A 20,947-nucleotide genomic window follows, 5' to 3' on the forward strand; every position below is an offset into this window, starting at 1 on the left:
GAAACACTCTCATTTTCAATCGCGACATAGTACCGTGATTGAGAAAAATTGCAATTGTCCTTACACTTTATATAAAAAAAGGAGAAAGGCTAAGCCTTACTCCCCTATTTCAACAGGACAATTGTTTTACTGAGAATATCTAGGTACTTAACCTTTTCTAGCTGCCTCTCAATTAGACGACTTTCTTTGGCTGAACCCCAAACGCCACACCGCACCAACAAGACTTTTCAACTTAATTTTGGTCGCGCGCCAGTGTGTAGAAGGGGTTCTAGGCGCGGTATCGACTATGTGTTGATAAACTTGTTCATTGAACTCAACTTGGCCGCCATGCGCCACCAGCAAAACTTTAGGCTTGAGGTTATAAACACGTTTGAGCGACGCTTTGTATTTATTAGGATGAAAGATTGGAAAAGGCGAGATAAGCTTTTGTTTAACTTCAACCATTAGGTCCGCGACATAAAGGATATCTCGCTCTACATTGTGCAGTGACAAGTCTCTGTCTGTGTGGCCTGGAGTTTCTAGTACTTGCCAGTCCTCGAAATTGGGAATCTTTTCGCCATCACTAAGCTCTACATCAGCACGAAGCTTTCTTGAATACCACAAGTTACGTTTTGGCTTACGCTTTCGATTTGCCACCCAACGTGCCAGTGCAATGTCTGTCAAATGCATTAAAAACCCGTCTACCCCTGAATACCATTGCCTATCACATTTCGCCGAGATGATTTTACAACCAGTGATATCGCGAAGCTTGTGAGCTGCACCCGCGTGATCAGGATGCATATGTGTCACAACAACTGCCGTCAGATCGGTAAACGGGCGTTGCAGCTCGTGGGTAATGAAATGTTTGATTGATGAAACATCGGCCCGAGATGCACCATCAAGCAACATCAATTTGTCTGAATATTCAGCTAAGTAGATTTTTTGGATGTAGCCGTCAATCACATGAATTTTCATAGCATAATTTCAATTAACATACTGTTTACATCTCAATCTAACAATGTTTCACGCAATTGACAGAGTAATCACTCTAATCTGTGAACTCCAATGGCTTACTTTTTTTGCGCTTTTGTCATAGTTAACGACCCAAAAAAGGGCGACCATTGGGGCCCCCTCAGTCACTATTGCTTGGTATCTCATTTAACTTTTGGCCATTTTAAGCCCTGTTTTGGCTGCGACTTGGGCAACCACTTTATTAACTTCAGCAGCAATATCTGACAAGTTTGTCATCTCTTCTGAGGTAAACGGATGAATAAGGATAGACTCTGCGCCGTTTCTGCCGACCACGGTTGGTAAGCTCATCACCACATTATCTAGCCCATACTCACCACTTAGCAAAGTCGCAATAGGCAGTACGGAACGTTCATCGATCATGATCGCTTGGATGATGCGAAACACACTGGCCGATATTCCATGAGTGGTATTTTGCTTACGTTTAAAAATCTCATAACCTGCTTGCTTGACCGATTCCAGTAAATCATCGGCGCATATTCTGTTGATATGGTGAGCATCACAATAGAAATCCGCTGGCTGTCCCGCTATCGATATTAGGCTTTTCGGTGTAAAGCAATGGCTGCCATGCTCTCCTAACACGTAACCAAATACGTTTTTGGGATCTAGGTTGACACGATTGGCGACAATGGACATTAAGCGCGCAGTGTCAATCACACAGCCGCTACTGATCACTTTAGAACGCGGGAAGTTGGTATTGGTCGCGATAAAATGCGCCACCACATCGCATGGGTTGCTAACGACGATCAAGGTGGCATTAGGCGCAACGCGCTCCACTTGCATGGCAATTTCAACGCCGATGCGGCTGTTTATTTCAGCCAGATCAATCCGTGTTTGTCCCTGCTTGATTTGTGCACCCGCAGTAATCACGACAATATCGGCACCGATGAGGTTGAGATAATCATCGGTTGGCACTAGGTGGGTATTTTTAGAAAAAGTCAGTGCTGAAGTATGTCTAAAGTCAAACACCTCCCCTTCGGCACGCTGTAAGTCTTTATCGAGTAATACCAATTCACTCACGCTACCTAGGGTGAGAAGATAATTGCACACCCCAACCCCTACTGAGCCAGCGCCTATAACACCGATTTTCATGTTTCTTTCCCTGTAATGGTTACCTCTTAACTTTGGATTGTACTAACATTTAGCTCAATAGTTCTAATTTAATTTTATGCTCGAATTAAATGTCAGTGATTTCCACTATCAATTTGACTATTTTTAGTGCCTCCGCTTAAATAGACGCCCATCCGTTCGATAGAAAATTAAAGCGAGTAAAATTAGGCTACAGCCTATCGCCTTATTACGTGACAGTTGCTCTCCATACCAGAGTATACTTAGCACAACAGTCCAAATGGGCTCTAGCAGCATGATCAACGCCGCGTTAGCAGGGTTACAACCCTTTTGCCCCAAAGTCTGCATCACATATCTCAAGCTAGTTGCTAACAAGGCGCTCAAAGCAAACCAGCCCCATATCGAAGGCTCGACGCTGTCAGGAATGGCCTCAAAGGTCAGTGACGCCAATAAAGCTAGAACACCAGTGACGAATAATTGAATGCAAGTTAGCAGTAACACGGGCAGCTTTTGTGCGAGCTTACTATTAACATTGAAATGAAGTGCCAGTAAACACGCATTGGCTAGAAACCAATATTGACCAGCAGCGCTTTTCCATCCATCACTGAGTGACAACATGGCTAGGCCAGCGACCGCAATCGGCATCGACACCCAAAAGGCTCTTTTAGGCCGCTCTTTGTACAGTAGCCAAGCGATGATCGGCACAATAATCATCGATAGGCTGACAATAAACGCCCCCTCCCCTAAGGTTTCGCTTATAGAAATAGCGTATACCCAGGTCAATAGTGCGAGCGCAAGAATAGTTCCCCCGCCAAGCGCTTGAAGGGTGAGTTGTGTCGTCAAATCGCGAAAACGGCCATAACATAATGGTATTAGACAGGCCGAAGCGACAAGAAAACGCAAGCCAACAAAGCCGAATGGTGGCAGCCCTTGTATCGCCTCTTTAGAAAAAATCCACCCTAAACCTGCCAAGGCGGTCGTCATTATTAAAATCCAAGCGGCTTTACCTTCAGCGTTCAATATTCGTCTCAATTATAGTTGTTAGTATCCGTTTGATAGTGGCAGATTTGGCTATCGTTGGCTATGAATTCTCTATCCAAATTCTACACTTAGGAGTAACCTAACCCATTTCCCCTGCGAAGTAGTGAATATGATTATTGTTGGGCATCGTGGCGTTGCTGGTCGCTACCCAGAAAATACGAGAGCGAGCATAGAAGCGGCGATTGAGCTTGGACTCAATTGGGTGGAAGTTGACGTTCAGCCAACCAAAGACGGCCACCTAGTCATCTGTCATGACCACCGTATTGATCGCTGTAGTAACGGCAAAGGACGCATCGACAGTATGAACCTAGAGGAACTGCAGGGCTATGATTTTGGTGCTTGGTTTGATGATAAATTTACTGGCGAACCTATCCTAACATTGGGCGATTTGCTCGAACTGTCGAATACACATGACCTCAAGCTCAATCTCGAACTCAAAATTGACCGCCATGATCCTCAATCAGTGTGTCAGCTACTCAAACATCAACTAGAAGCTCATAACATCACCCCAGACCAAATCGTGCTTTCCAGTTTTAACCATGAGCTTATTCGCCAACTCCACCGACGACTGCCTAACTTCCGACTTGGCGTACTCTGCGAACGGCTGAACAAAAAAACCAAAGCACTGTTAAAAGAGGTTGGCGCATACAGCTGCAATATTCATTATCGTTGGGCGAATAGGAAACTGATAGAGCGCCTACATGCAGAGGGCTTCCAAGTATGGAGCTATACCGTAAATAATCCGAGTGCACTCACGCATCTCACCGATCTTGACGCGATTTTTAGCGACTACCCTGAACGATTCTTACCGTGGTAATTTTATCTGTGGCATACAGTACTACTGGATAATACGGTCTAGCACTGTATGCCATGACGTGCGGAGCATCACAATTTCTAAATTATCGCTCTGACGCTACCCTCAGCTTATTTTCTTTTCATTCCATTATAATTCAATTGGTTAACAACAAACCTCTTCATCCCCCGATCAACAACCCGATTAAAACCTGCACAAAAAGCTTGCCAACTCAGCCGAACAAAACTACTGTATAACTATACAGCATGTACAAAAGGACAGTAACCATGATTCAAGCACATACTCAAGCTAACACGTTCTCAAAATACAATGTTCTTGCTCAACCAACATCACCAATGAACATTGATAACGATACGCTAAGTCGCTTAGCTGGCCTTTCTGGTCAAAAGCAATGGATCCTGTTTACTGCCGAATGCCCACGTCCTAACTATGAGCAATTTGCCTCTTATCACGTTAGCTGTAAAAAAATCATTCAGATGAAACCATCACAAAAACAATCTGAATTTGAGATTGCTCAGAAAGCCATTAAATCTGGTAATGCCAGCGCTGTGATCGCCTCTACCAATATTCCAATGGTTGAGCAAAGCTTGTTGCGCAACCTAGCTAACCAGTTCCAGTGTGAAGTTTTTTTCGTTGAGGGCAGAGTTAACCAGTATCATTAGTAAGCTCAACCAAATCACTGTCTTTTGCCCCTTTATAAGGGGCTTTTTCAATTATGCCTTCCTGTAGTCGGGTTTTTCACCAATCATTTAAAAAACAAGGCAAACGTTTGCTTTTTCTCTGGCGACCTAAAATAGTTCTGGTATTATGCGTTGCAAATGAATTATCTGCTTAGATAATTCCCCTGTTGCTAAAGTATAGGAATGTCAAAATGAGTCTCGCTGATCAAGTTCTCGCTGTTAACGATGATCTTCCAATTCGTACCGATAAACCCGTGCATAGCGGTAAAGTCCGCTCTGTTTATTGGCTAACAGAGCAAGACAGTAAGCGTCTTATCCAAGAAAAAGGCTACGATGTTGCTCCTGATGCACCATTAGCGATTATGGTCATCAGTGATCGTATTTCTGCGTTTGATTGCATTTGGCACGCCGAAGGCGGATTAAAGGGGGTTCCTGGTAAAGGTGCTGCGCTCAATGCCATCTCTAATCACTGGTTTAAGCTATTCAAAGACAACGGATTGGCTGACAGTCACATTCTTGATATTCCGCACCCATTTGTATGGATAGTGCAAAAAGCCAAACCGATCATGGTTGAAGCAATTTGCCGCCAATACATCACGGGGTCAATGTGGCGCGCCTACGAGAAAGGTGAACGTGAGTTCTGTGGTATTGAACTGCCAGAAGGACTCGAAAAAGATAAACCTTTACCTGAGTTACTCATGACACCGTCAACAAAAGGCATTTTAAAAGGTATTCCAAGCGTACCTGAAGCTGACGATGTCAACATCACCCGTCAAAACATTGTAGACAATTTCGCCGCGTTCAATTTCTCTAAGGCTGAAGATGTCTCTCAATATGAGAAATTGCTCCGTGAAGGCTTTGTCGTCATCAGCAACGCACTGGCAGAAATCTCGCAAATTTTCGTTGATACTAAATTTGAGTTTGGTTACGTGCACGATGCGGCTGGAAATGAAAAGCTGATTTATATGGATGAAGTCGGTACACCGGATTCGTCACGGATATGGGATGAGAACGAGTACGACCAAGGTAGCATCGTTGAAAACTCCAAAGAGGGGTTCCGTCAATTTTTGCTTAACCACTTCCCTGACCCAGATATTCTGCTCAACAAATCACGCATGGATGAGCGTGAAGCTCTCGCCAGAGACAATGATTTACCTTTAGAAGCACTGATGGATATTTCAACAACCTACTTAGGCATTGCAGAGAAAATTACTGGCAATAAGATTCACCTCAGTGATAATCCGAAGCAAGAGATCATCGACATTTTAAGTCGCGATTACGGACTGATTGATTAGTGACTTGCTAGCAAATCTCGAAAAAGATAACGCCCTGAAAGTAATCAAGGCGTTTTTCAACTAATGAAACTACTTGTCTTTACCACCCTTGTTGCCGTTTCCGCCGCCACTTTTACCACCACCACGATTACCGCCACCCTTATTGCCCTTATTTTCGCTGCCTTGTTTGCCTTGGCTTTTAGTGGACATAGCGTTAGTCGTCTCGTCTTGTGCGAATCTCATCGCCTTCAATTCACCAGTCCCGTTACCAGGATTCGAGTACTTAGCGTACGCGTTCAACTCTTCTTGAGTAACAAAGCCATCTTTGTCTTTGTCGAATGAAGCAAAGGCACTTAATTTGGCCTTGCCTGCCATTGAGTCGTCGTTATCGAGATCTTGGGTAGTTACCTCATCGTTATCATCACCGCCTTTGCGAAACTGGTTGAACTCCTCAAGCGAAGCTTTTCCGTCTCCATCGGTATCCATTTCTGAGATACTTGGCGCTTTTTTGGTACGATTGTTTGTAGCCTCTCAGCCCTCTTCCTCTTCTGCGTAAGCCGTAGAAATCATTAGCGCGAGCATTACCGCGATCACATTAACTAGCTTGTTCATGTTCCACTCCTACTTTAGTTGACAATAAAAGTTTAGCGGAACTGGATTGTTTTGCCCGAAGCAAACACCCCCAAGCGATATTCTGACAAAAGATTGTCACGCCCCTTTCACAACCCAAACATAACCAGTGACATTGATTCAATGTTGAGTGTCAATTAAATGATCAAAAGATACCCAGCATACAAGCGCTACCTGTCATATAGTGATGAATTGCGAATAAAAAACCCCGATGGCTCGGGGTTATTTCGATGAAGAGATTACAACTTAAAGCGCTTAATCTCTTGTTCCAATTCATGCGAAAGTTCAGACAACTGGACGGCCTGTTTAGCCGCGTCATGTGCTTCATCGGCCAGCTCATTTGAGACATCACGTATACCGACGGTATTGCGCGTGATCTCAGAAGTTACAGAGGCTTGCTCTTCCGCTGCTGACGCAATTTGAGTCGCCATATCACTGATACGCTCTACAGCAGTTTGAATTTGCGTCAAACTGACAGCTGCGGAATCTGCGTCAGAAACACTGGTATCCGCAAGTTGGCGGCTATCACCCATTAAGTTAACGGCTTTACCTGTTGTTCCTTGCAACGTCTCAATCATCTGCTGGATTTCTTGTGTTGAAGCATGAGTACGTTGGCTTAAGACACGTACTTCATCCGCAACCACAGCAAAGCCCCTGCCCTGCTCTCCAGCACGCGCGGCTTCAATCGCAGCGTTCAATGCTAGCAAGTTAGTTTGCTCAGCAATATCCTGAATTGTCGACAAGATAGTGCTGATGCTATTACCGTGTACTTCGAGCTCTTGAATCACGTGTGTCGCAACTTGAACTTCCGTGGCGAGATTCTGGATCGATGTTTGCGTTTGGATAACTTGCTCACCACCATGCACACACGCTGTCACCGCTTCTGTCGAATTTTGCGCAGTATTATCAGCGTTGCCTGCGATTTCTTGGGTCGCAGCCGCCATCTCGTTAATTGCAGTTGCCACCATGTTGATTTCATCTTGCTGTAGACGAATACGTGCACTTCGCGCTTCAGCTTGCTGAGCTGTTTGTTTCGATTGCTCAGTCAATGATGCTGACACTAGGCTCAACTTAGATACCATTGTGTGCATATTGCCGACAAAGGTATTGAAGTTCTTCGCCAATTGGCCAACCTCATCTTCACTGCGTGGTTCTAGACGTTGTGTTAGGTCACCTTCTCCTGATGCAATTTCCTCCAATGCATCAGAGACACGAACGAGATCTCGGAATAGAAAGTTCACCAACCAAGAAACAAGAGCAATAACAATTAAGGTGATCACTAACGCTGTCAAAATCAGGCTTTGTAGCAATTCGGCATGAGCCGCTTGTTCAGTTGCACGATCCATTTCAATTGCAAAAATCCATTCGGTCTCTGGTACTTTGCTGAAGAAATAGAGTTTTTCTTGACCGTTACGCTCAATAGTTAAAATCGAGCCTGTATCAGCCGCGTGTTCAATCGTCTCTAACGTTAGCTGCTTTGACAATGTTGTCACGGGTTTTAGAGACAAGGATTTATCAGCGTGCGCAAGAAATGTGGCATTCTGTGCATCAATTAGCATCGCCGAGGCATTTTTCCCCGCGTCTAAGTTGATTACATCGGTGATGAGCTGGTCGATTAATACGTCAGCGCCAACCACACCCACCAATTTGCCATTCGTGCGGATTGGCTCTGCAATCGTTACAAGCAACGCGTTGGTGATCGCATCTTGGTATGCGGTAGTGATGATTTGCTGACCAGCCTTATTCGCATCTATATACCAAGGGCGAACTCGTGGGTCGTAATCGGCTCGGTTGCGCTCTGGGTGCGAACGATACATATCACCTTGAGGTGTACCTAGAAAGATATCGTCAAAACCGCCAGCTTTTCTCGCTTGTTGGAGAAAGGCGACAATATTCGGTTCTTCGCTGTAATCGTTAAACGCTGTGGCGATATCTTTGCGGATAGTGATCCAGTCTTTAATCCCTGCAGCCGCGGTCGTTGCAACACTTTCTGCGCGAGCTGATACACCTGCTTTCGTTTGATGGTTAAGTTGGTCGGCAGACAACCAAGTAAGAACACTTGCCATAAGCACGACAGCAAATAAGCTTGCGCCAATAAGTTTTTGTTTTAATGATAATTTCATATTTAATAGTAGAGGTTGTGGAACAGACAGAAGTTGCAAAGTTTATAGTCAAACTAAGTCATATGCACGCAATATTCGCTAGAAATTTGTGCAAGTTAAGTCATTGTTAAAACGGTATTTTCTTGACGTCAGCGCAATGTCACCATGTTTCATTTTTCAGCGTTTTTTACTTCACTAACCGTTGAAGGGGGATTATCTCGATAATATTGATCCAGTAACTCTTTGCCAAAAATAACTTCTGTCTGCATATGAAAAACAAGCAGGATAAGTGCGATAGTAGCAGACGCAAAATTGAACCATGTGGTAGCTCTTTTTCGCTTACTTGGTGAGTAAATCGCAATGTTAATTGCGACCAACAGGAAAGGATAAACAAGCATAATGACGAGTAAAGCACCAAGATAGCCAGAAATCGCCATCGGCGTATCGTAACCCATAATCAATCTCTCGTTCGCTGAAGAGGGACTTCACTTTATCTAAGTTACTTTCTTAAATGTTGGATTGAAGCAGCGTTTAGGTATGGGGAAGCAAAACCCTGAACTCACTCGCAGGAAGAGGTTTTGAAAACAGATACCCTTGGAAATGATGGCATTGCTCTTGGTGCAGTATCGCCAATTGCTGTTCTGTTTCAACCCCTTCCGCAATGACAGTCTTGCCTAAGTTTTGCCCCATCTGAATAATGGTTCGAACGATCATGTGGTCGGTTTTATTTTCAACACAATCATCGATAAATGACTTATCTATCTTAAGTACATCGATAGGCAGTTGCTTCAGGTAGTTTAACGAAGAGTATTCGACGCCAAAGTCATCAATCGCGACCGAAACCCCCATCTGACGAAGCTTGGCACATACCTCTGCAACCTTTGAGTGCTTCTCCATTAAAACCGTTTCAGTAATTTCGAGCTGGAGATATTGCGCAGGTAATGCGAACTGCTTAAGTGTTTGTTCAATATAGGGATAGATATCATCGTGGCAAAATTGCACGCTGGAAACATTGACTGACACCACAACATTGTTACCTCGTTGATACCAAATTGCCGCCTCTTGAATCGCTTGTTGTAACACCCAGCGCCCAATGGGGATAATTTGTGCGGTTTTTTCGGCAATCGCAATAAAGTCATTCGGTGGAACAACACCTAAATCTGGATGACGCCAGCGAATAAGAGCTTCTGCCCCAACCAATGCGCCAGAGTTGACGTCGAGTTTCGGCTGATACTCGAGATAGAATTGCGCTCTCTCTAACGCAAATTCCAACTCGACTTCAACCTGATGCAGCCGAATGGTGGCGTCCATTAACTCGTCGTCATACCAGTAGATCTTACCGTCACGATGATGTTTAGCTTTGGCAACCGCTGCGTCCGCATTTTTCCCCCACACTTTTACATTGTGATGGGCATCCTTAAGTAAGGCAACGCCACCACAATAACGTAAGCTATGGGACGTGCTATGGATATGGCACACTGAGTCATAGTCGCCTTCGAGATCTTCAATAATTCTTGTCAGTGGATATAGGTCTGTGTCGCGGCAAGGAATAAGAATCACCAGTTCATCTCCCCCAAGGCGGTATACTTCACCATCTTGCGCCACAACACTTTTAATATGCTGAGCGAAATTCTTTAGCAATTCGTCTCCATAACCATAGCCTAAATTATCGTTCACCCCTTTCAAGCTATCTAAGCCGATCTGAATAACCGCGTACTCCTCACCTTCTTTTGGTTCTTCTTTCTCGACGAGCTTAAGACGAGCGAAGAATGACTTTCTGTTAGGCACCTTGGTTAGGTGGTCAGTGAGGCTGGCCTTTTTATAGCGGTATGATTGCACTTTGGCAATTTGTTGGAAATATGTCATCACCGTCGCGAAAATCGTAATGAACACAACTTCGACTGCATCTTCAAAAAATTCACTGAACTCTTCTGGGGGTAAATCGATCAAGTAGCTGGCGACTAACAAAAAACCCACCGCAATCGGCCACAGCGAGCCGGGAAAAAGTATGATGTAGCACAGCGGAAGCATGAGAAAACTTTCTTCTATCGCATCTAACTCCCAAGGTTCTATCAAACAACCCGCAAATAGAACGACTAACGACAGAATAGCGCTGTATTTTTTTATATTTAGATTGGTGGCAAGGTAAGCAGCAGTCAGTAAAACTGGAAACAATAGATAGAGCCACCTTACTGACTGATATTCGGTGAGCAAGGCATGCGAAATAATGGCGATAGAGATAAAAAAGAACAGTCTCAAGCCGACATGGGCGATTTTAAATACTTTCTCTGTCTGCACTCTTTACCTCAGAAACGTTAAATAAATGCGACACCAAATGTTAAATCAGTATACAAGGACTCGAATCCGACTGTAATACCACTAAATGGTGACTACTTATTATTCAACTTTATCCCATCATTCGCAGTTAGCAATTAGTATGATGATTGATTTGGATCTAAGACAAAAAAAAATGCCAGGCTCAAAGTCTGGCATTTTTAACGATTAATCTCGATTACTCTTCAGTATCGTCACTTCCGCTTGGTGTCGTCACGTCAGGTTCAGCCGCTGGCGCTGCCTCACCTTCTGGCGCATCTTCACCTTCGGCTAACTCAACTTCTTCAACTTCATCGATACGCTGTAGACCAACAACGTTTTCATCTTCTGCTGTACGGATTAGAGTCACACCTTGCGTGTTACGGCCTACTTGGCTTACTTCAGAAACACGCGTACGAACTAGAGTACCAGCGTCGGTGATCATCATCATCTCGTCGCCTTCTTCTACTTGAACCGCACCAACAACTGGACCGTTACGTTCCGAAACCTTGATCGAGACAACACCTTGCGTTGCACGACCTTTGGTTGGGTATTCTGCTAGTTCAGTACGCTTACCGTATCCGTTTTGTGTCACGGTTAGGATATCGCCTTCGTTAGCAGGAACAATCAGTGATACTACTTGATCGTCATCGGCAAGTTTCATACCGCGAACACCTGCCGCTGTACGCCCCATTGCGCGTACTTTATCTTCTGCAAAGCGAACCACTTTACCCGCTTTCGAGAACAGCATAATGTCGCTTTCACCGTTCGTGATATCAACACCAATCAGTGAGTCGTCATCTCGTAGGTTAACCGCAATTAGGCCGTTTGAACGTACGTTCGCAAACTGTGTCAGAGGTGTTTTCTTAACCGTTCCATCACCAGTCGCCATGAAGATGAACTTATCTTCAGAGAATTCTTCAACAGGAAGAATCGCTGTAATACGTTCACCATCTTCAAGCGGAAGAATATTGACAATAGGCTTACCACGAGCAGTACGGCTGGCTAGCGGCAATTGATAAACTTTCAGACGGTAAGTCTTACCGCGCGTTGAGAAGCACAAAATGTTATCGTGAGTATTCGCGACAAGAAGACGTTCAATGTAGTCTTCATCTTTCATCTTAGTCGCACTCTTACCTTTACCACCACGACGCTGCGCCTCGTAATCGCTTAGGATTTGATACTTCACGTAACCTTCGTGAGAAAGCGTCACTACAACGTCTTCGCGAGCAATCAGCTCTTCCATATCGATATCATGGCTTGCTGCCGTGATCTCAGTACGACGAGCATCACCAAAGCTATCTCGAACTAGCTCAAGTTCTTCAGTAATGACTTCCATCAAGCGCTCAGTGCTTGCAAGTATGTGCATGAGTTCTTTGATTTCGTCTAACAGTGCTTTGTATTCGTCGAGGATCTTCTCGTGTTCTAGACCAGTTAGCTTGTGTAGGCGTAGGTCAAGAATTGCTTGCGCTTGAGTTTCAGTCAGGAAGTATTGACCGTCACGGATACCATACTGCTCTTCTAACCAGTCTGGACGAGCCGCATCAGTACCTGCGCTCTCAAGCATTGCCGCGACATTACCGAGATCCCAACCACGAGCCACTAAGCCCGCTTTGGCTTCTGCAGGAGTCGCTGCATTACGAATCAGTTCAATAATTTCATCGATATTAGCAAGAGCAAGTGCTAGGGCTTCAAGGATATGAGCACGATCTCGTGCTTTCTTCAATTCGAAGATAGTACGACGTGTTACGACTTCACGACGGTGATCAACGAAGCACTTCAGCATGTCTTTCAAGTTGAACAACTGTGGCTGACCGTTGTTCAGCGCCACCATGTTGATGCCGAATGTCGTCTGAAGCTGGGTATTCGCGTACAGGTTGTTTAGAACCACTTCGCCAACTGCATCACGCTTACATTCGATAACGATACGCATACCATCTTTGTCAGATTCGTCACGTAGCGCACTGATACCCTCAACCTTTTTGTCTTTAACCAGCTCAGCAATCTTTTCGATAAGGCGAGCTTTGTTAACTTGGTAAGGGATCTCAGTAACGATGATCGTTTCTTTGCCGTTCTTATCCGCTTCGACTTCCGCCTTTGAGCGCATGTAAATCTTACCACGCCCGGTTTTATAAGCATCGACAATGCCTTTTCGGCCGCTAATGAGTGCTGCGGTTGGGAAGTCAGGACCAGGAATGTAGTCCATTAGCTCATCAATAGTGATTTCTTCGTTATTGATGTATGCCAAGCAACCATCGATAACCTCAGTCAGGTTGTGCGGAGGTATGTTGGTTGCCATACCTACTGCGATACCTGAAGCACCGTTGACCAATAGGTTAGGAATTTTAGTTGGTAGAACCGCTGGGATTTGTTCTGTGCCGTCGTAGTTTGGCACGTAATCTACGGTTTCTTTATCTAGATCAGCCAAAAGTTCGTGAGCGATTTTCGCCATGCGAACTTCGGTATAACGCATTGCCGCCGCTGAGTCACCATCGATCGAACCGAAGTTACCTTGACCGTCGACCAGCATGTAACGAAGTGAGAACGGTTGAGCCATACGGACGATTGTATCGTACACAGCACTATCACCGTGTGGGTGATACTTACCGATTACGTCGCCAACAACACGGGCAGATTTTTTATATGGTTTATTCCAATCATTACCTAGTACGTTCATCGCGAATAATACGCGGCGGTGTACAGGCTTTAGGCCATCACGCACATCTGGAAGAGCACGACCAACGATAACTGACATCGCGTAGTCTAGATATGAACCTCGAAGCTCATCTTCAATGTTTACGGGCGTGATCTCTTTCGCTAGATCGCTCATAGAGCCATTATCCCTCTATTTATAGATCGTATGTACAATACGCTTAAGGTGCAAAAATATAACATACATTTCAGTGGTTCGGCATTACTTTCCCTCTCCTTTTATCAGGTTGTGAGCTTGGTTGTGAATCAAACGCCGAGAAATTGCACACTCCCCTGATATCTCGCTGATAAATGGTTATATTTTGTTCACACAGCGAGAAAAGTGATCGGCTCTATGGAGTGTTCTCCGTTAAGCGGTATAATGCCTTCCAATCAAGCAAGCGGTTTAATTTATAGAGTTGTTATGACCCAATCACAAAATGTCGATCCGAATGAAATTAAGAAGTTTGAGGACATGGCCTCACGCTGGTGGGATTTAGAAGGCGAATTCAAACCTCTGCATCAGATTAACCCACTGCGTCTTAACTATGTGTTAGATAACTGCGACGGCCTATTCGGCAAGCAAGTACTCGACGTCGGTTGTGGTGGCGGCATCTTAGCGGAAAGCATGGCTAAAGAAGGCGCTGTGGTTACGGGTCTGGATATGGGTAAAGAGCCGCTTGAAGTCGCAAGGTTGCACGCGCTAGAGACAGGAACCAAGTTGACCTACATTCAAAGCACGATTGAAGATCACGCGGTAGACAACGCCGCTAAATACGATGTTGTCACCTGTATGGAGATGCTCGAACACGTGCCAGACCCTTTATCGGTGATTCGTTCTTGCGCCGCTTTGGTCAAGCCTGGTGGGCATGTATTCTTTTCCACCCTAAATCGCAACTTTAAGTCTTACTTATTTGCTATCGTTGGTGCAGAGAAGCTACTGAAGATTGTTCCAGAAGGCACACACGATCACGACAAGTTTATTCGACCGGCTGAACTTATCAAGATGATCGACCAGACAGACCTAACCGAAACCGGTATCACTGGCTTGCTGTACAACCCGCTCACCGATACCTATAAGTTAGGCACAAATGTTGATGTAAATTACATCGTTCACACGCAAAAATTTTAACACTTATCACAGACTAGATGTGGTGTTCACGAATGAGGCGATTGCGCAAGCAAATCGCTTTTTTTTGCGACTTTTGAGGCATTTTTTGCCGCTTTGCTTCCAAAACAATCAGGATAAAAAACAACGACAACTTTGACCAAAGATCAAGGAATTTTTTTTTGTTTATGGTTACGAATAAACCGATCTAAAAACGGTAATTTATTGCAATCTTAGCTGCTCTTACCTCATCGGTTAGTAGACACTTACTGTTTTTTTTATTTTTGTTAGTTATCCACAAGTCATCCAAGATCTCCAACTTGAAATACCACGTCGATAGCACTATCTTGTAATCCGCATCCACATGCACCCCTATATGTTGTGTTTGCACTACAATATATAGATAGACTTTGATCACAAAGCCGGAACGATTTTTACAAGAATTACACAAAAATACGGCTTTTATCAGTTTTGTTAGGGAAATGAAGCAGAATGAACCAACAACTTACCGTTACTAAGCGTAATGGACGTAAAGAAAGCATCGATCTCGAAAAGATCCATCGCGTTATCACATGGGCTGCAGAAGGCCTAGACAACGTCTCTGTATCTCAGGTAGAACTGCGCGCTCACATTCAGTTCTATGATGGTATTACGACCTCAGATATCCATGAGACTATCATCAAGTCAGCAGCCGATTTGATCTCTGAAGAGACGCCTGATTACCAATATCTGGCTGCGCGTTTGGCTGTATTCCATCTACGTAAAAAAGCCTACGATCAATATGAGCCACCAGCGCTGTATGATCACGTTGCACGCTTAGTTGACATGGGTAAGTACGATAAGCACATTCTGGAAGACTATAGCAAAGCAGAACTTGATGAACTGGATAACTACATCGACCACAAGCGCGATCTTGATTTTTCTTATGCAGCCGTTAAGCAGCTTGAAGGTAAGTACTTTGTACAGAACCGTGTTTCTGGTCAAATCTACGAAAGTGCTCAGTTCCTATACATCTTAGTCGCTGCTTGCCTTTTCGCGAAATACCCGAAAGAGACACGTCTTGACTACATCAAGCGTTTCTACGATGCGACTTCGACATTTAAGATTTCCCTACCTACGCCGATCATGTCTGGCGTACGTACGCCTACTCGTCAGTTCAGTTCTTGTGTCCTAATTGAGTGTGGCGATAGTCTAGATTCTATCAACGCAACAGCGAGCTCTATCGTTCGTTACGTTTCTCAACGTGCAGGTATTGGTATTAACGCAGGTCGCATTCGCGCTCTAGGCTCAGAGATCCGTGGTGGCGAAGCGTTCCATACAGGCTGTATTCCATTCTACAAATACTTCCAGACTGCGGTTAAATGCTGTTCACAAGGTGGTGTTCGTGGCGGTGCTGCAACCGTTTTCTACCCGTTGTGGCATGGTGAATCTCAAGCGCTAATGGTACTGAAGAACAACCGTGGTGTTGAAGAGAACCGTGTACGTCACATGGACTACGGCGTACAGTTAAACCGCCTGATGTACCAGCGCTTAGTTGAAGGTGGCAACATTACGTTGTTCTCTCCTTCTGATGTTCCGGGCCTATACGATGCGTTCTTCGAGAACCAAGATGAGTTTGAGCGTCTATACGTCAAATACGAAAATGATCCCTCAATTAAGAAAGAGACCGTTAAAGCTATCGAGATGTTCTCTATCTTGATGCAGGAGCGTGCTTCTACTGGTCGTATTTATATCCAGAACGTTGACCACTGTAATACACACAGCCCATTTGATTCTGAGGTTGCTCCGGTTCGTCAATCTAACTTATGTTTGGAAATCGCGCTGCCAACTAAGCCGCTTACCAATGTTGAAGATGACTCGGGTGAGATTGCACTATGTACACTTTCTGCGTTTAACCTTGGTTCTATTAAGTCACTGGACGATTTTGAAGAGCTATCTGATCTTGTTGTTCGTGCGCTCGATGCCCTATTGGACTACCAAGACTACCCGCTGCCAGCAGCACGCAAGTCAACGATGAACCGCCGTACTCTGGGTGTTGGTGTTATCAACTACGCTTACTACCTAGCGAAGAACGGTGTTAAATATTCCGACGGTAGCGCAAACGGTCTGACTCACCGTACGTTTGAAGCAATGCAATACTACTTGCTCAAAGCATCTGTTGCACTGGCAAAAGAACAAGGTAAATGCCCTTCTTTCCACGAAACGAACTACGCGAAAGGCTTGCTACCAATCGACACCTACAAAAAAGATGTCGATCTGATTTGTGATGAAGAACTGCACTATGACTGGGACAGCCTACGTGAAGAAATCATGGAGCACGGCCTACGCAACTCTACCCTTACAGCGCTAATGCCATCTGAGACTTCTTCTCAGATCTCTAACGCAACTAACGGTATTGAGCCACCACGCGGCTACGTGTCTGTGAAAGCGTCTAAAGACGGTATCCTTAAGCAAGTTGTGCCAGACTTCCTAGAGTACAAAAACAACTACGAACTGCTATGGAATATTGGTTCAAATGATGGTTACTTGCACTTAGTGGGTATTATGCAGAAATTTGTCGACCAAGCGATTTCAGCCAATACCAACTACGATCCAACGCGTTTCGACAGCGGCAAAGTACCAATGAAGAAACTGCTACAAGATCTGCTGACTGCATACAAATTTGGCGTGAAGACGCTTTACTATCACAATACACGTGATGGTGCGAGTGACGATCAAAAAGACGCAGTGCAACCACAAGACGACGACTGCGCAGGCGGCGGTTGTAAGATTTAAACCATAGCCCTTTTTATGGGCTATCAAGGCTTAACAAATTATTCGCCCTTCGTTAAACGAGGGGCTTAAAAGGAATTGAGGCACCATGGCTTACAGTACTTTTAACCGAAACAAAAACGATCAACTCAAAGAACCAATGTTCTTGGGCCAATCTGTAAATGTTGCTCGTTATGACCAGCAAAAGTTTGAGATTTTTGAAAAACTGATCGAAAAACAACTCTCTTTCTTCTGGCGTCCAGAGGAAGTCGACGTATCAAGCGATCGCATCGACTACAACAAACTGCCAGATCATGAAAAGCATATTTTCATCTCTAACCTTAAGTACCAAACACTGTTGGACTCTATCCAAGGCCGTAGCCCGAACGTCGCGCTATTACCACTTGTTTCTCTACCTGAAGTAGAAACATGGATTGAGACTTGGTCCTTCTCAGAGACTATTCACTCGCGTTCGTACACTCACATCATCCGTAATATTGTTAACGATCCAGGTCTGGTATTTGACGATATCGTTGAAAATGAGCATATTCTAAAACGCGCTGACGACATCTCTCGCTACTATGATGATCTGATTCAACTGACTAACGATTACCACCGTTACGGCGAAGGTACGCACCAGATCAATGGTGAAGAAGTTAGCATCACTTTGCACGATCTGAAAAAGAAACTGTACGTCTGTTTAATGTCAGTCAACGCGCTTGAAGCGATTCGTTTCTACGTCAGTTTTGCTTGTTCTTTTGCGTTCGCTGAGCGTGAACTGATGGAAGGTAATGCGAAGATCATCAAGCTTATTGCGCGTGATGAAGCACTTCACCTGACTGGTACTCAGCACATGATTAACTTGCTGCGTAATGGCCAGGATGACTTTTCGTTTATGCAGATTGCTGAAGAATGTAAGCAAGAGTGTTTCGACCTGTTTAAAGCCGCTGCTGAGCAAGAAAAAGAGTGGGCAGAATATCTGTTCAAAGATGGCTCAATGATTGGCCTGAACAAAGACATCTTATGTCAGTATGTTGAGTACATTACTAACATCCGAATGCAAGCCGTGGGCTTAAGTGCCGCATACCCTGACGCTACGTCGAACCCAATCCCTTGGATCAACGCATGGCTATCTTCAGACAATGTACAGGTTGCACCACAAGAAGCTGAAATCTCATCGTACTTAGTCGGTCAAATCGATAGTGACGTACGTGCTGACGACTTCAAGGATTTCGAACTGTAATGCCAAGTATCAAAATCAACGGAATCACAACCGTTCAGTCACACCCATCAAATACCATCCTAGAAACGATGGAAAATGCGGGGTTAGAGCCTGAATATAACTGCCGAGATGGTCACTGTGGTGCTTGCCGCTGTAAACTGCTTTCCGGTGAAGTTGAGTTCGTTGGTTTTGCCATGGCGTACACACAAGACCGAGAAATCTTACCGTGTATTTGCAAAGCGAAAACCGATATTGAAGTCGAAGGCGTCAATTATTCGCTTAAAGAAAAACGCGCATAGTTATGCAACAACAAAAAAGACCAGCACATTGCTGGTCTTTTTCTTTGTCTAAGCACGAATGCCTGACAAAAATTCATCGGCCGTTAGCATCGAAACAGGCTTGTCTCCAATCTGCCGACCACCATCATCAAACAACGAAAGACGATAGCCTAAACTGTCTGGGCTTGGCATATCTTCTGGCGCTTGTAACCACAGAGAGATCACATCTTGATGCTTGCCCTTAAGTGCCTCACCTAGCAGTACTTTTTGACTCGCCACTTGATACCACACAAGGATTTTGGACTGATTAAACATGCTACCCTCCCTGAACGATTGAAATCCCGAATTGTCAGTTTAAAGCTTATTTTGCCGAATGCACGTTGCAAATCTAAGACAATTTTCTCTTCTATGAAAAATCATTCAGTTAAGGTTTATATGAATAAAGCATATAAAAATAATAAAAGTGCCTAGAAGTAATAAGAAACAGTTTCATTTACTTATTACAGGATCTCATTCTGTCACTATTTGACAAAAACCACAGACTAGCCTAATTGAATATTTATTCAGATAAAGCACTACGTGGCACAAACATCTCTTTGCTACGAGTCAACGAGCTGTACTGCACAAACATCGTTTTACCACTTAGATAACGGCGCAACATATCAGCGGCGACGGTCGTGATCACTAAAGTACGCTCTTCACGTGTGTAAGTTCGATTGAAGCTCAGGGTTTGCCCCCATTCTCCTTCAGGTGCAGCCACAGCCAACGAAAAGGTCTTATCCGTGACTTTTCCTGTTACAATCGCAATATCTGTACCGCACTTATCCTTGGTGGCGCCAGCCAAAGCGAACACAGCAGCAAGTGGGTCTCCACCATCTTCACCTACCGCAACTCGCTCACCCAATACCCAGCCGTGACCACAATACTCGGCCGCGACTTGTTTGGATTGCAACCAATGAGATAAAGAGCCATAAGTCGATTGCTCTGCCGTCGAAATCGACTGTTTACGCTCATGAATTAGATAAGCGACATGATCCTGCATCGATTCATCGACACTTACCACATTGCTTTCAATAAGATTGAAGATGATTTGTAATAGCTTCACTCTATTGTCGAGATCGTTTTTAGGCCCGAAGAGTTTTACCTCTATGTAGGGAAGATAAGAGCGATAACCCAGTGTGTAGCCATCCGGAAGGTGGACTTTGTCTAGCTTGTCAGATAACGCCGACTCTGACGTACCAAACGTATAGAGCTTACTGCACTCCTGACCAACCACTTCGAGGTGGACTTTTTTAAGATCAGGTAAAACTTGCTGCTCTACCATGAGTTTGAATTCGCTTGGCACACCCGGTGTAAAATAGAAATCACACTCATTGAAACTGACTTTAAAACCACAAGCCGTACCGATAGGGTTATCCAGTAGAACAGAGCCTTGTGGCAACATCGCCTGTTTGCGGTTGCTCTCTGGCATAGTGACCCCACGGGCAGAGAAAAATGCTTCTAGCTTTTGTAGCCACTCTGGGTACAGGACTAATTCGATATCCGCCGCCTGAGCCGCCGCTTGTGCGCTGAGATCGTCGCTTGTCGGCCCCAAACCACCATTTACGATAACCACGTCGCAGTTAAAACTGAGCATCATCAGCTCTTCAACCAAGGCCGACAATTCATCACCCACAGTGGCACGTTTTGTGATGCTAAAGCCTTGTTCAAAAAATCTTTGTGATAGCCATGCAGCATTAGTATCAATGATTTCGCCGTGGAGAACCTCTTCCCCCGTACTCAGCATTGCTATTTTTAACATTTTGATATCCTTAGTGGGAAAACATCACACATTTTATGAGTTTAACTATTATTTATTATGGCATTGAGCCAAAAAACAGTTAAGTTTCTTATTTGGGATATTTTCAGGTTCCTATTCCTATGACTTTGATAGATAATTGTGAACCTGATCATTAAAATTATAAATA

17 protein-coding genes are annotated in these 20,947 nt (G+C 44.5%); 7 read left to right on the forward strand and 10 right to left on the reverse strand.

Translation table 11 applies throughout. The features are described 5' to 3' along the window. Nucleotides 1-168: 168 nt before the first annotated feature. From TW81_RS17760 to TW81_RS17770, 3 genes are all read right to left on the reverse strand, one after another. Complete coding sequence (locus tag TW81_RS17760; protein ID WP_045957082.1) at nt 169-954, reverse strand: MBL fold metallo-hydrolase; 786 nt, start codon at nt 952-954, stop codon at nt 169-171. A gap of 183 nt (nt 955-1,137) precedes the next feature. Then, nucleotides 1,138-2,100: a lactate/malate family dehydrogenase gene (locus tag TW81_RS17765; RefSeq protein ID WP_045957083.1), complete on the reverse strand. Its 963-nt coding sequence runs from the start codon at nt 2,098-2,100 to the stop codon at nt 1,138-1,140. A 123-nt stretch (nt 2,101-2,223) separates the two neighbouring features. Then, nucleotides 2,224-3,096, reverse strand: coding sequence for a DMT family transporter (locus TW81_RS17770; RefSeq protein ID WP_045957084.1), 873 nt, complete (start codon nt 3,094-3,096; stop codon nt 2,224-2,226). A 130-nt stretch (nt 3,097-3,226) separates the two neighbouring features. Between TW81_RS17770 and TW81_RS17775 the strand changes: the two genes are divergently transcribed. The 3 genes from TW81_RS17775 (at nt 3,227) to TW81_RS17785 (ending at nt 5,906) form a co-directional block, all read left to right on the forward strand. Then, nucleotides 3,227-3,934: a glycerophosphodiester phosphodiesterase family protein gene (locus tag TW81_RS17775; protein ID WP_045957085.1), complete on the forward strand. Its 708-nt coding sequence runs from the start codon at nt 3,227-3,229 to the stop codon at nt 3,932-3,934. A gap of 263 nt (nt 3,935-4,197) precedes the next feature. Next, nucleotides 4,198-4,593 (forward strand): hypothetical protein, encoded by a 396-nt coding sequence (locus TW81_RS17780; RefSeq protein WP_045957086.1) that lies wholly within the window; start codon nt 4,198-4,200, stop codon nt 4,591-4,593. A 209-nt stretch (nt 4,594-4,802) separates the two neighbouring features. Further along, entirely contained in the window at nt 4,803-5,906 is a 1,104-nt protein-coding gene (locus TW81_RS17785) for a phosphoribosylaminoimidazolesuccinocarboxamide synthase (RefSeq protein ID WP_045957087.1), read from the forward strand. A gap of 69 nt (nt 5,907-5,975) precedes the next feature. Here the strand turns inward: TW81_RS17785 and TW81_RS17790 are convergent, their stop codons facing one another. The 5 genes from TW81_RS17790 to gyrA all read right to left on the reverse strand — a co-directional run bounded on the left by TW81_RS17790 (nt 5,976) and on the right by gyrA (nt 13,760). Further along, nucleotides 5,976-6,371 (reverse strand): EF-hand domain-containing protein, encoded by a 396-nt coding sequence (locus tag TW81_RS17790; RefSeq protein ID WP_239424409.1) that lies wholly within the window; start codon nt 6,369-6,371, stop codon nt 5,976-5,978. A gap of 383 nt (nt 6,372-6,754) precedes the next feature. Further along, nucleotides 6,755-8,638 carry a methyl-accepting chemotaxis protein gene (locus TW81_RS17795; RefSeq protein ID WP_045957088.1) on the reverse strand — a complete coding sequence of 628 codons (1,884 nt, stop codon included), beginning with the start codon at nt 8,636-8,638 and terminating at the stop codon, nt 6,755-6,757. A gap of 149 nt (nt 8,639-8,787) precedes the next feature. After that, nucleotides 8,788-9,072 (reverse strand): hypothetical protein, encoded by a 285-nt coding sequence (locus TW81_RS17800; RefSeq protein ID WP_045957089.1) that lies wholly within the window; start codon nt 9,070-9,072, stop codon nt 8,788-8,790. 76 nt (nt 9,073-9,148) lie between these two features. Beyond that, nucleotides 9,149-10,915: a putative bifunctional diguanylate cyclase/phosphodiesterase gene (locus tag TW81_RS17805; protein ID WP_045957090.1), complete on the reverse strand. Its 1,767-nt coding sequence runs from the start codon at nt 10,913-10,915 to the stop codon at nt 9,149-9,151. 214 nt (nt 10,916-11,129) lie between these two features. Beyond that, a complete protein-coding gene (gyrA, locus tag TW81_RS17810; RefSeq protein WP_045957091.1) occupies nt 11,130-13,760 on the reverse strand; it encodes a DNA topoisomerase (ATP-hydrolyzing) subunit A in 2,631 nt (876 codons plus the stop codon). Nucleotides 13,761-14,045: 285 nt separating this feature from the next. Here gyrA and ubiG point away from each other — a divergent pair, with 285 nt between their 5' ends. The 4 genes from ubiG (at nt 14,046) to yfaE (ending at nt 19,001) form a co-directional block, all read left to right on the forward strand. Continuing rightward, complete coding sequence (gene ubiG / locus TW81_RS17815; protein WP_045957108.1) at nt 14,046-14,753, forward strand: bifunctional 2-polyprenyl-6-hydroxyphenol methylase/3-demethylubiquinol 3-O-methyltransferase UbiG; 708 nt, start codon at nt 14,046-14,048, stop codon at nt 14,751-14,753. Between the two features lie 468 nt (nt 14,754-15,221). Next, a complete protein-coding gene (nrdA, locus tag TW81_RS17820) occupies nt 15,222-17,504 on the forward strand; it encodes a class 1a ribonucleoside-diphosphate reductase subunit alpha (RefSeq protein ID WP_045957092.1) in 2,283 nt (760 codons plus the stop codon). A gap of 85 nt (nt 17,505-17,589) precedes the next feature. Continuing rightward, nucleotides 17,590-18,723, forward strand: a complete 1,134-nt coding sequence (gene nrdB / locus TW81_RS17825) for a class Ia ribonucleoside-diphosphate reductase subunit beta (RefSeq protein ID WP_045957093.1) — start codon at nt 17,590-17,592, stop codon at nt 18,721-18,723. Further along, nucleotides 18,723-19,001, forward strand: coding sequence for a class I ribonucleotide reductase maintenance protein YfaE (gene yfaE / locus TW81_RS17830; protein ID WP_045957094.1), 279 nt, complete (start codon nt 18,723-18,725; stop codon nt 18,999-19,001). The genes nrdB and yfaE overlap by 1 nt, the downstream gene beginning before the upstream one ends. A gap of 48 nt (nt 19,002-19,049) precedes the next feature. Here yfaE and TW81_RS17835 read toward each other — a convergent pair whose 3' ends face one another. Both TW81_RS17835 and TW81_RS17840 read right to left on the reverse strand, forming a co-directional pair. Beyond that, on the reverse strand, nt 19,050-19,295 hold the full coding sequence (locus TW81_RS17835) for a hypothetical protein (RefSeq protein WP_045957095.1): 246 nt from the start codon (nt 19,293-19,295) through the stop codon (nt 19,050-19,052). A gap of 244 nt (nt 19,296-19,539) precedes the next feature. Then, nucleotides 19,540-20,781, reverse strand: coding sequence for a CinA family nicotinamide mononucleotide deamidase-related protein (locus TW81_RS17840; protein ID WP_045957096.1), 1,242 nt, complete (start codon nt 20,779-20,781; stop codon nt 19,540-19,542). Nucleotides 20,782-20,947: the final 166 nt, after the last annotated feature.

It is taken from the genome of Vibrio galatheae (genome assembly GCF_000967545.1).
Lineage (GTDB): Bacteria > Pseudomonadota > Gammaproteobacteria > Enterobacterales > Vibrionaceae > Vibrio > Vibrio galatheae.

What these genes read in the sequence shown, in the direction of transcription:
- TW81_RS17760 (WP_045957082.1), bottom strand. Translation starts at nt 954, where the DNA reads ATGAAAATTCATGTGATTGACGGCTACATCCAAAAAATCTACTTAGCT.
- TW81_RS17765 (WP_045957083.1), bottom strand. Translation starts at nt 2,100, where the DNA reads ATGAAAATCGGTGTTATAGGCGCTGGCTCAGTAGGGGTTGGGGTGTGC.
- TW81_RS17775 (WP_045957085.1), top strand. Translation starts at nt 3,227, where the DNA reads ATGATTATTGTTGGGCATCGTGGCGTTGCTGGTCGCTACCCAGAAAAT.
- TW81_RS17780 (WP_045957086.1), top strand. Translation starts at nt 4,198, where the DNA reads ATGATTCAAGCACATACTCAAGCTAACACGTTCTCAAAATACAATGTT.
- TW81_RS17785 (WP_045957087.1), top strand. Translation starts at nt 4,803, where the DNA reads ATGAGTCTCGCTGATCAAGTTCTCGCTGTTAACGATGATCTTCCAATT.
- TW81_RS17790 (WP_239424409.1), bottom strand. Translation starts at nt 6,371, where the DNA reads ATGGATACCGATGGAGACGGAAAAGCTTCGCTTGAGGAGTTCAACCAG.
- TW81_RS17795 (WP_045957088.1), bottom strand. Translation starts at nt 8,638, where the DNA reads ATGAAATTATCATTAAAACAAAAACTTATTGGCGCAAGCTTATTTGCT.
- TW81_RS17800 (WP_045957089.1), bottom strand. Translation starts at nt 9,072, where the DNA reads ATGGGTTACGATACGCCGATGGCGATTTCTGGCTATCTTGGTGCTTTA.
- gyrA (WP_045957091.1), bottom strand. Translation starts at nt 13,760, where the DNA reads ATGAGCGATCTAGCGAAAGAGATCACGCCCGTAAACATTGAAGATGAG.
- ubiG (WP_045957108.1), top strand. Translation starts at nt 14,046, where the DNA reads ATGACCCAATCACAAAATGTCGATCCGAATGAAATTAAGAAGTTTGAG.
- nrdA (WP_045957092.1), top strand. Translation starts at nt 15,222, where the DNA reads ATGAACCAACAACTTACCGTTACTAAGCGTAATGGACGTAAAGAAAGC.
- nrdB (WP_045957093.1), top strand. Translation starts at nt 17,590, where the DNA reads ATGGCTTACAGTACTTTTAACCGAAACAAAAACGATCAACTCAAAGAA.
- yfaE (WP_045957094.1), top strand. Translation starts at nt 18,723, where the DNA reads ATGCCAAGTATCAAAATCAACGGAATCACAACCGTTCAGTCACACCCA.
- TW81_RS17835 (WP_045957095.1), bottom strand. Translation starts at nt 19,295, where the DNA reads ATGTTTAATCAGTCCAAAATCCTTGTGTGGTATCAAGTGGCGAGTCAA.
- TW81_RS17840 (WP_045957096.1), bottom strand. Translation starts at nt 20,781, where the DNA reads ATGTTAAAAATAGCAATGCTGAGTACGGGGGAAGAGGTTCTCCACGGC.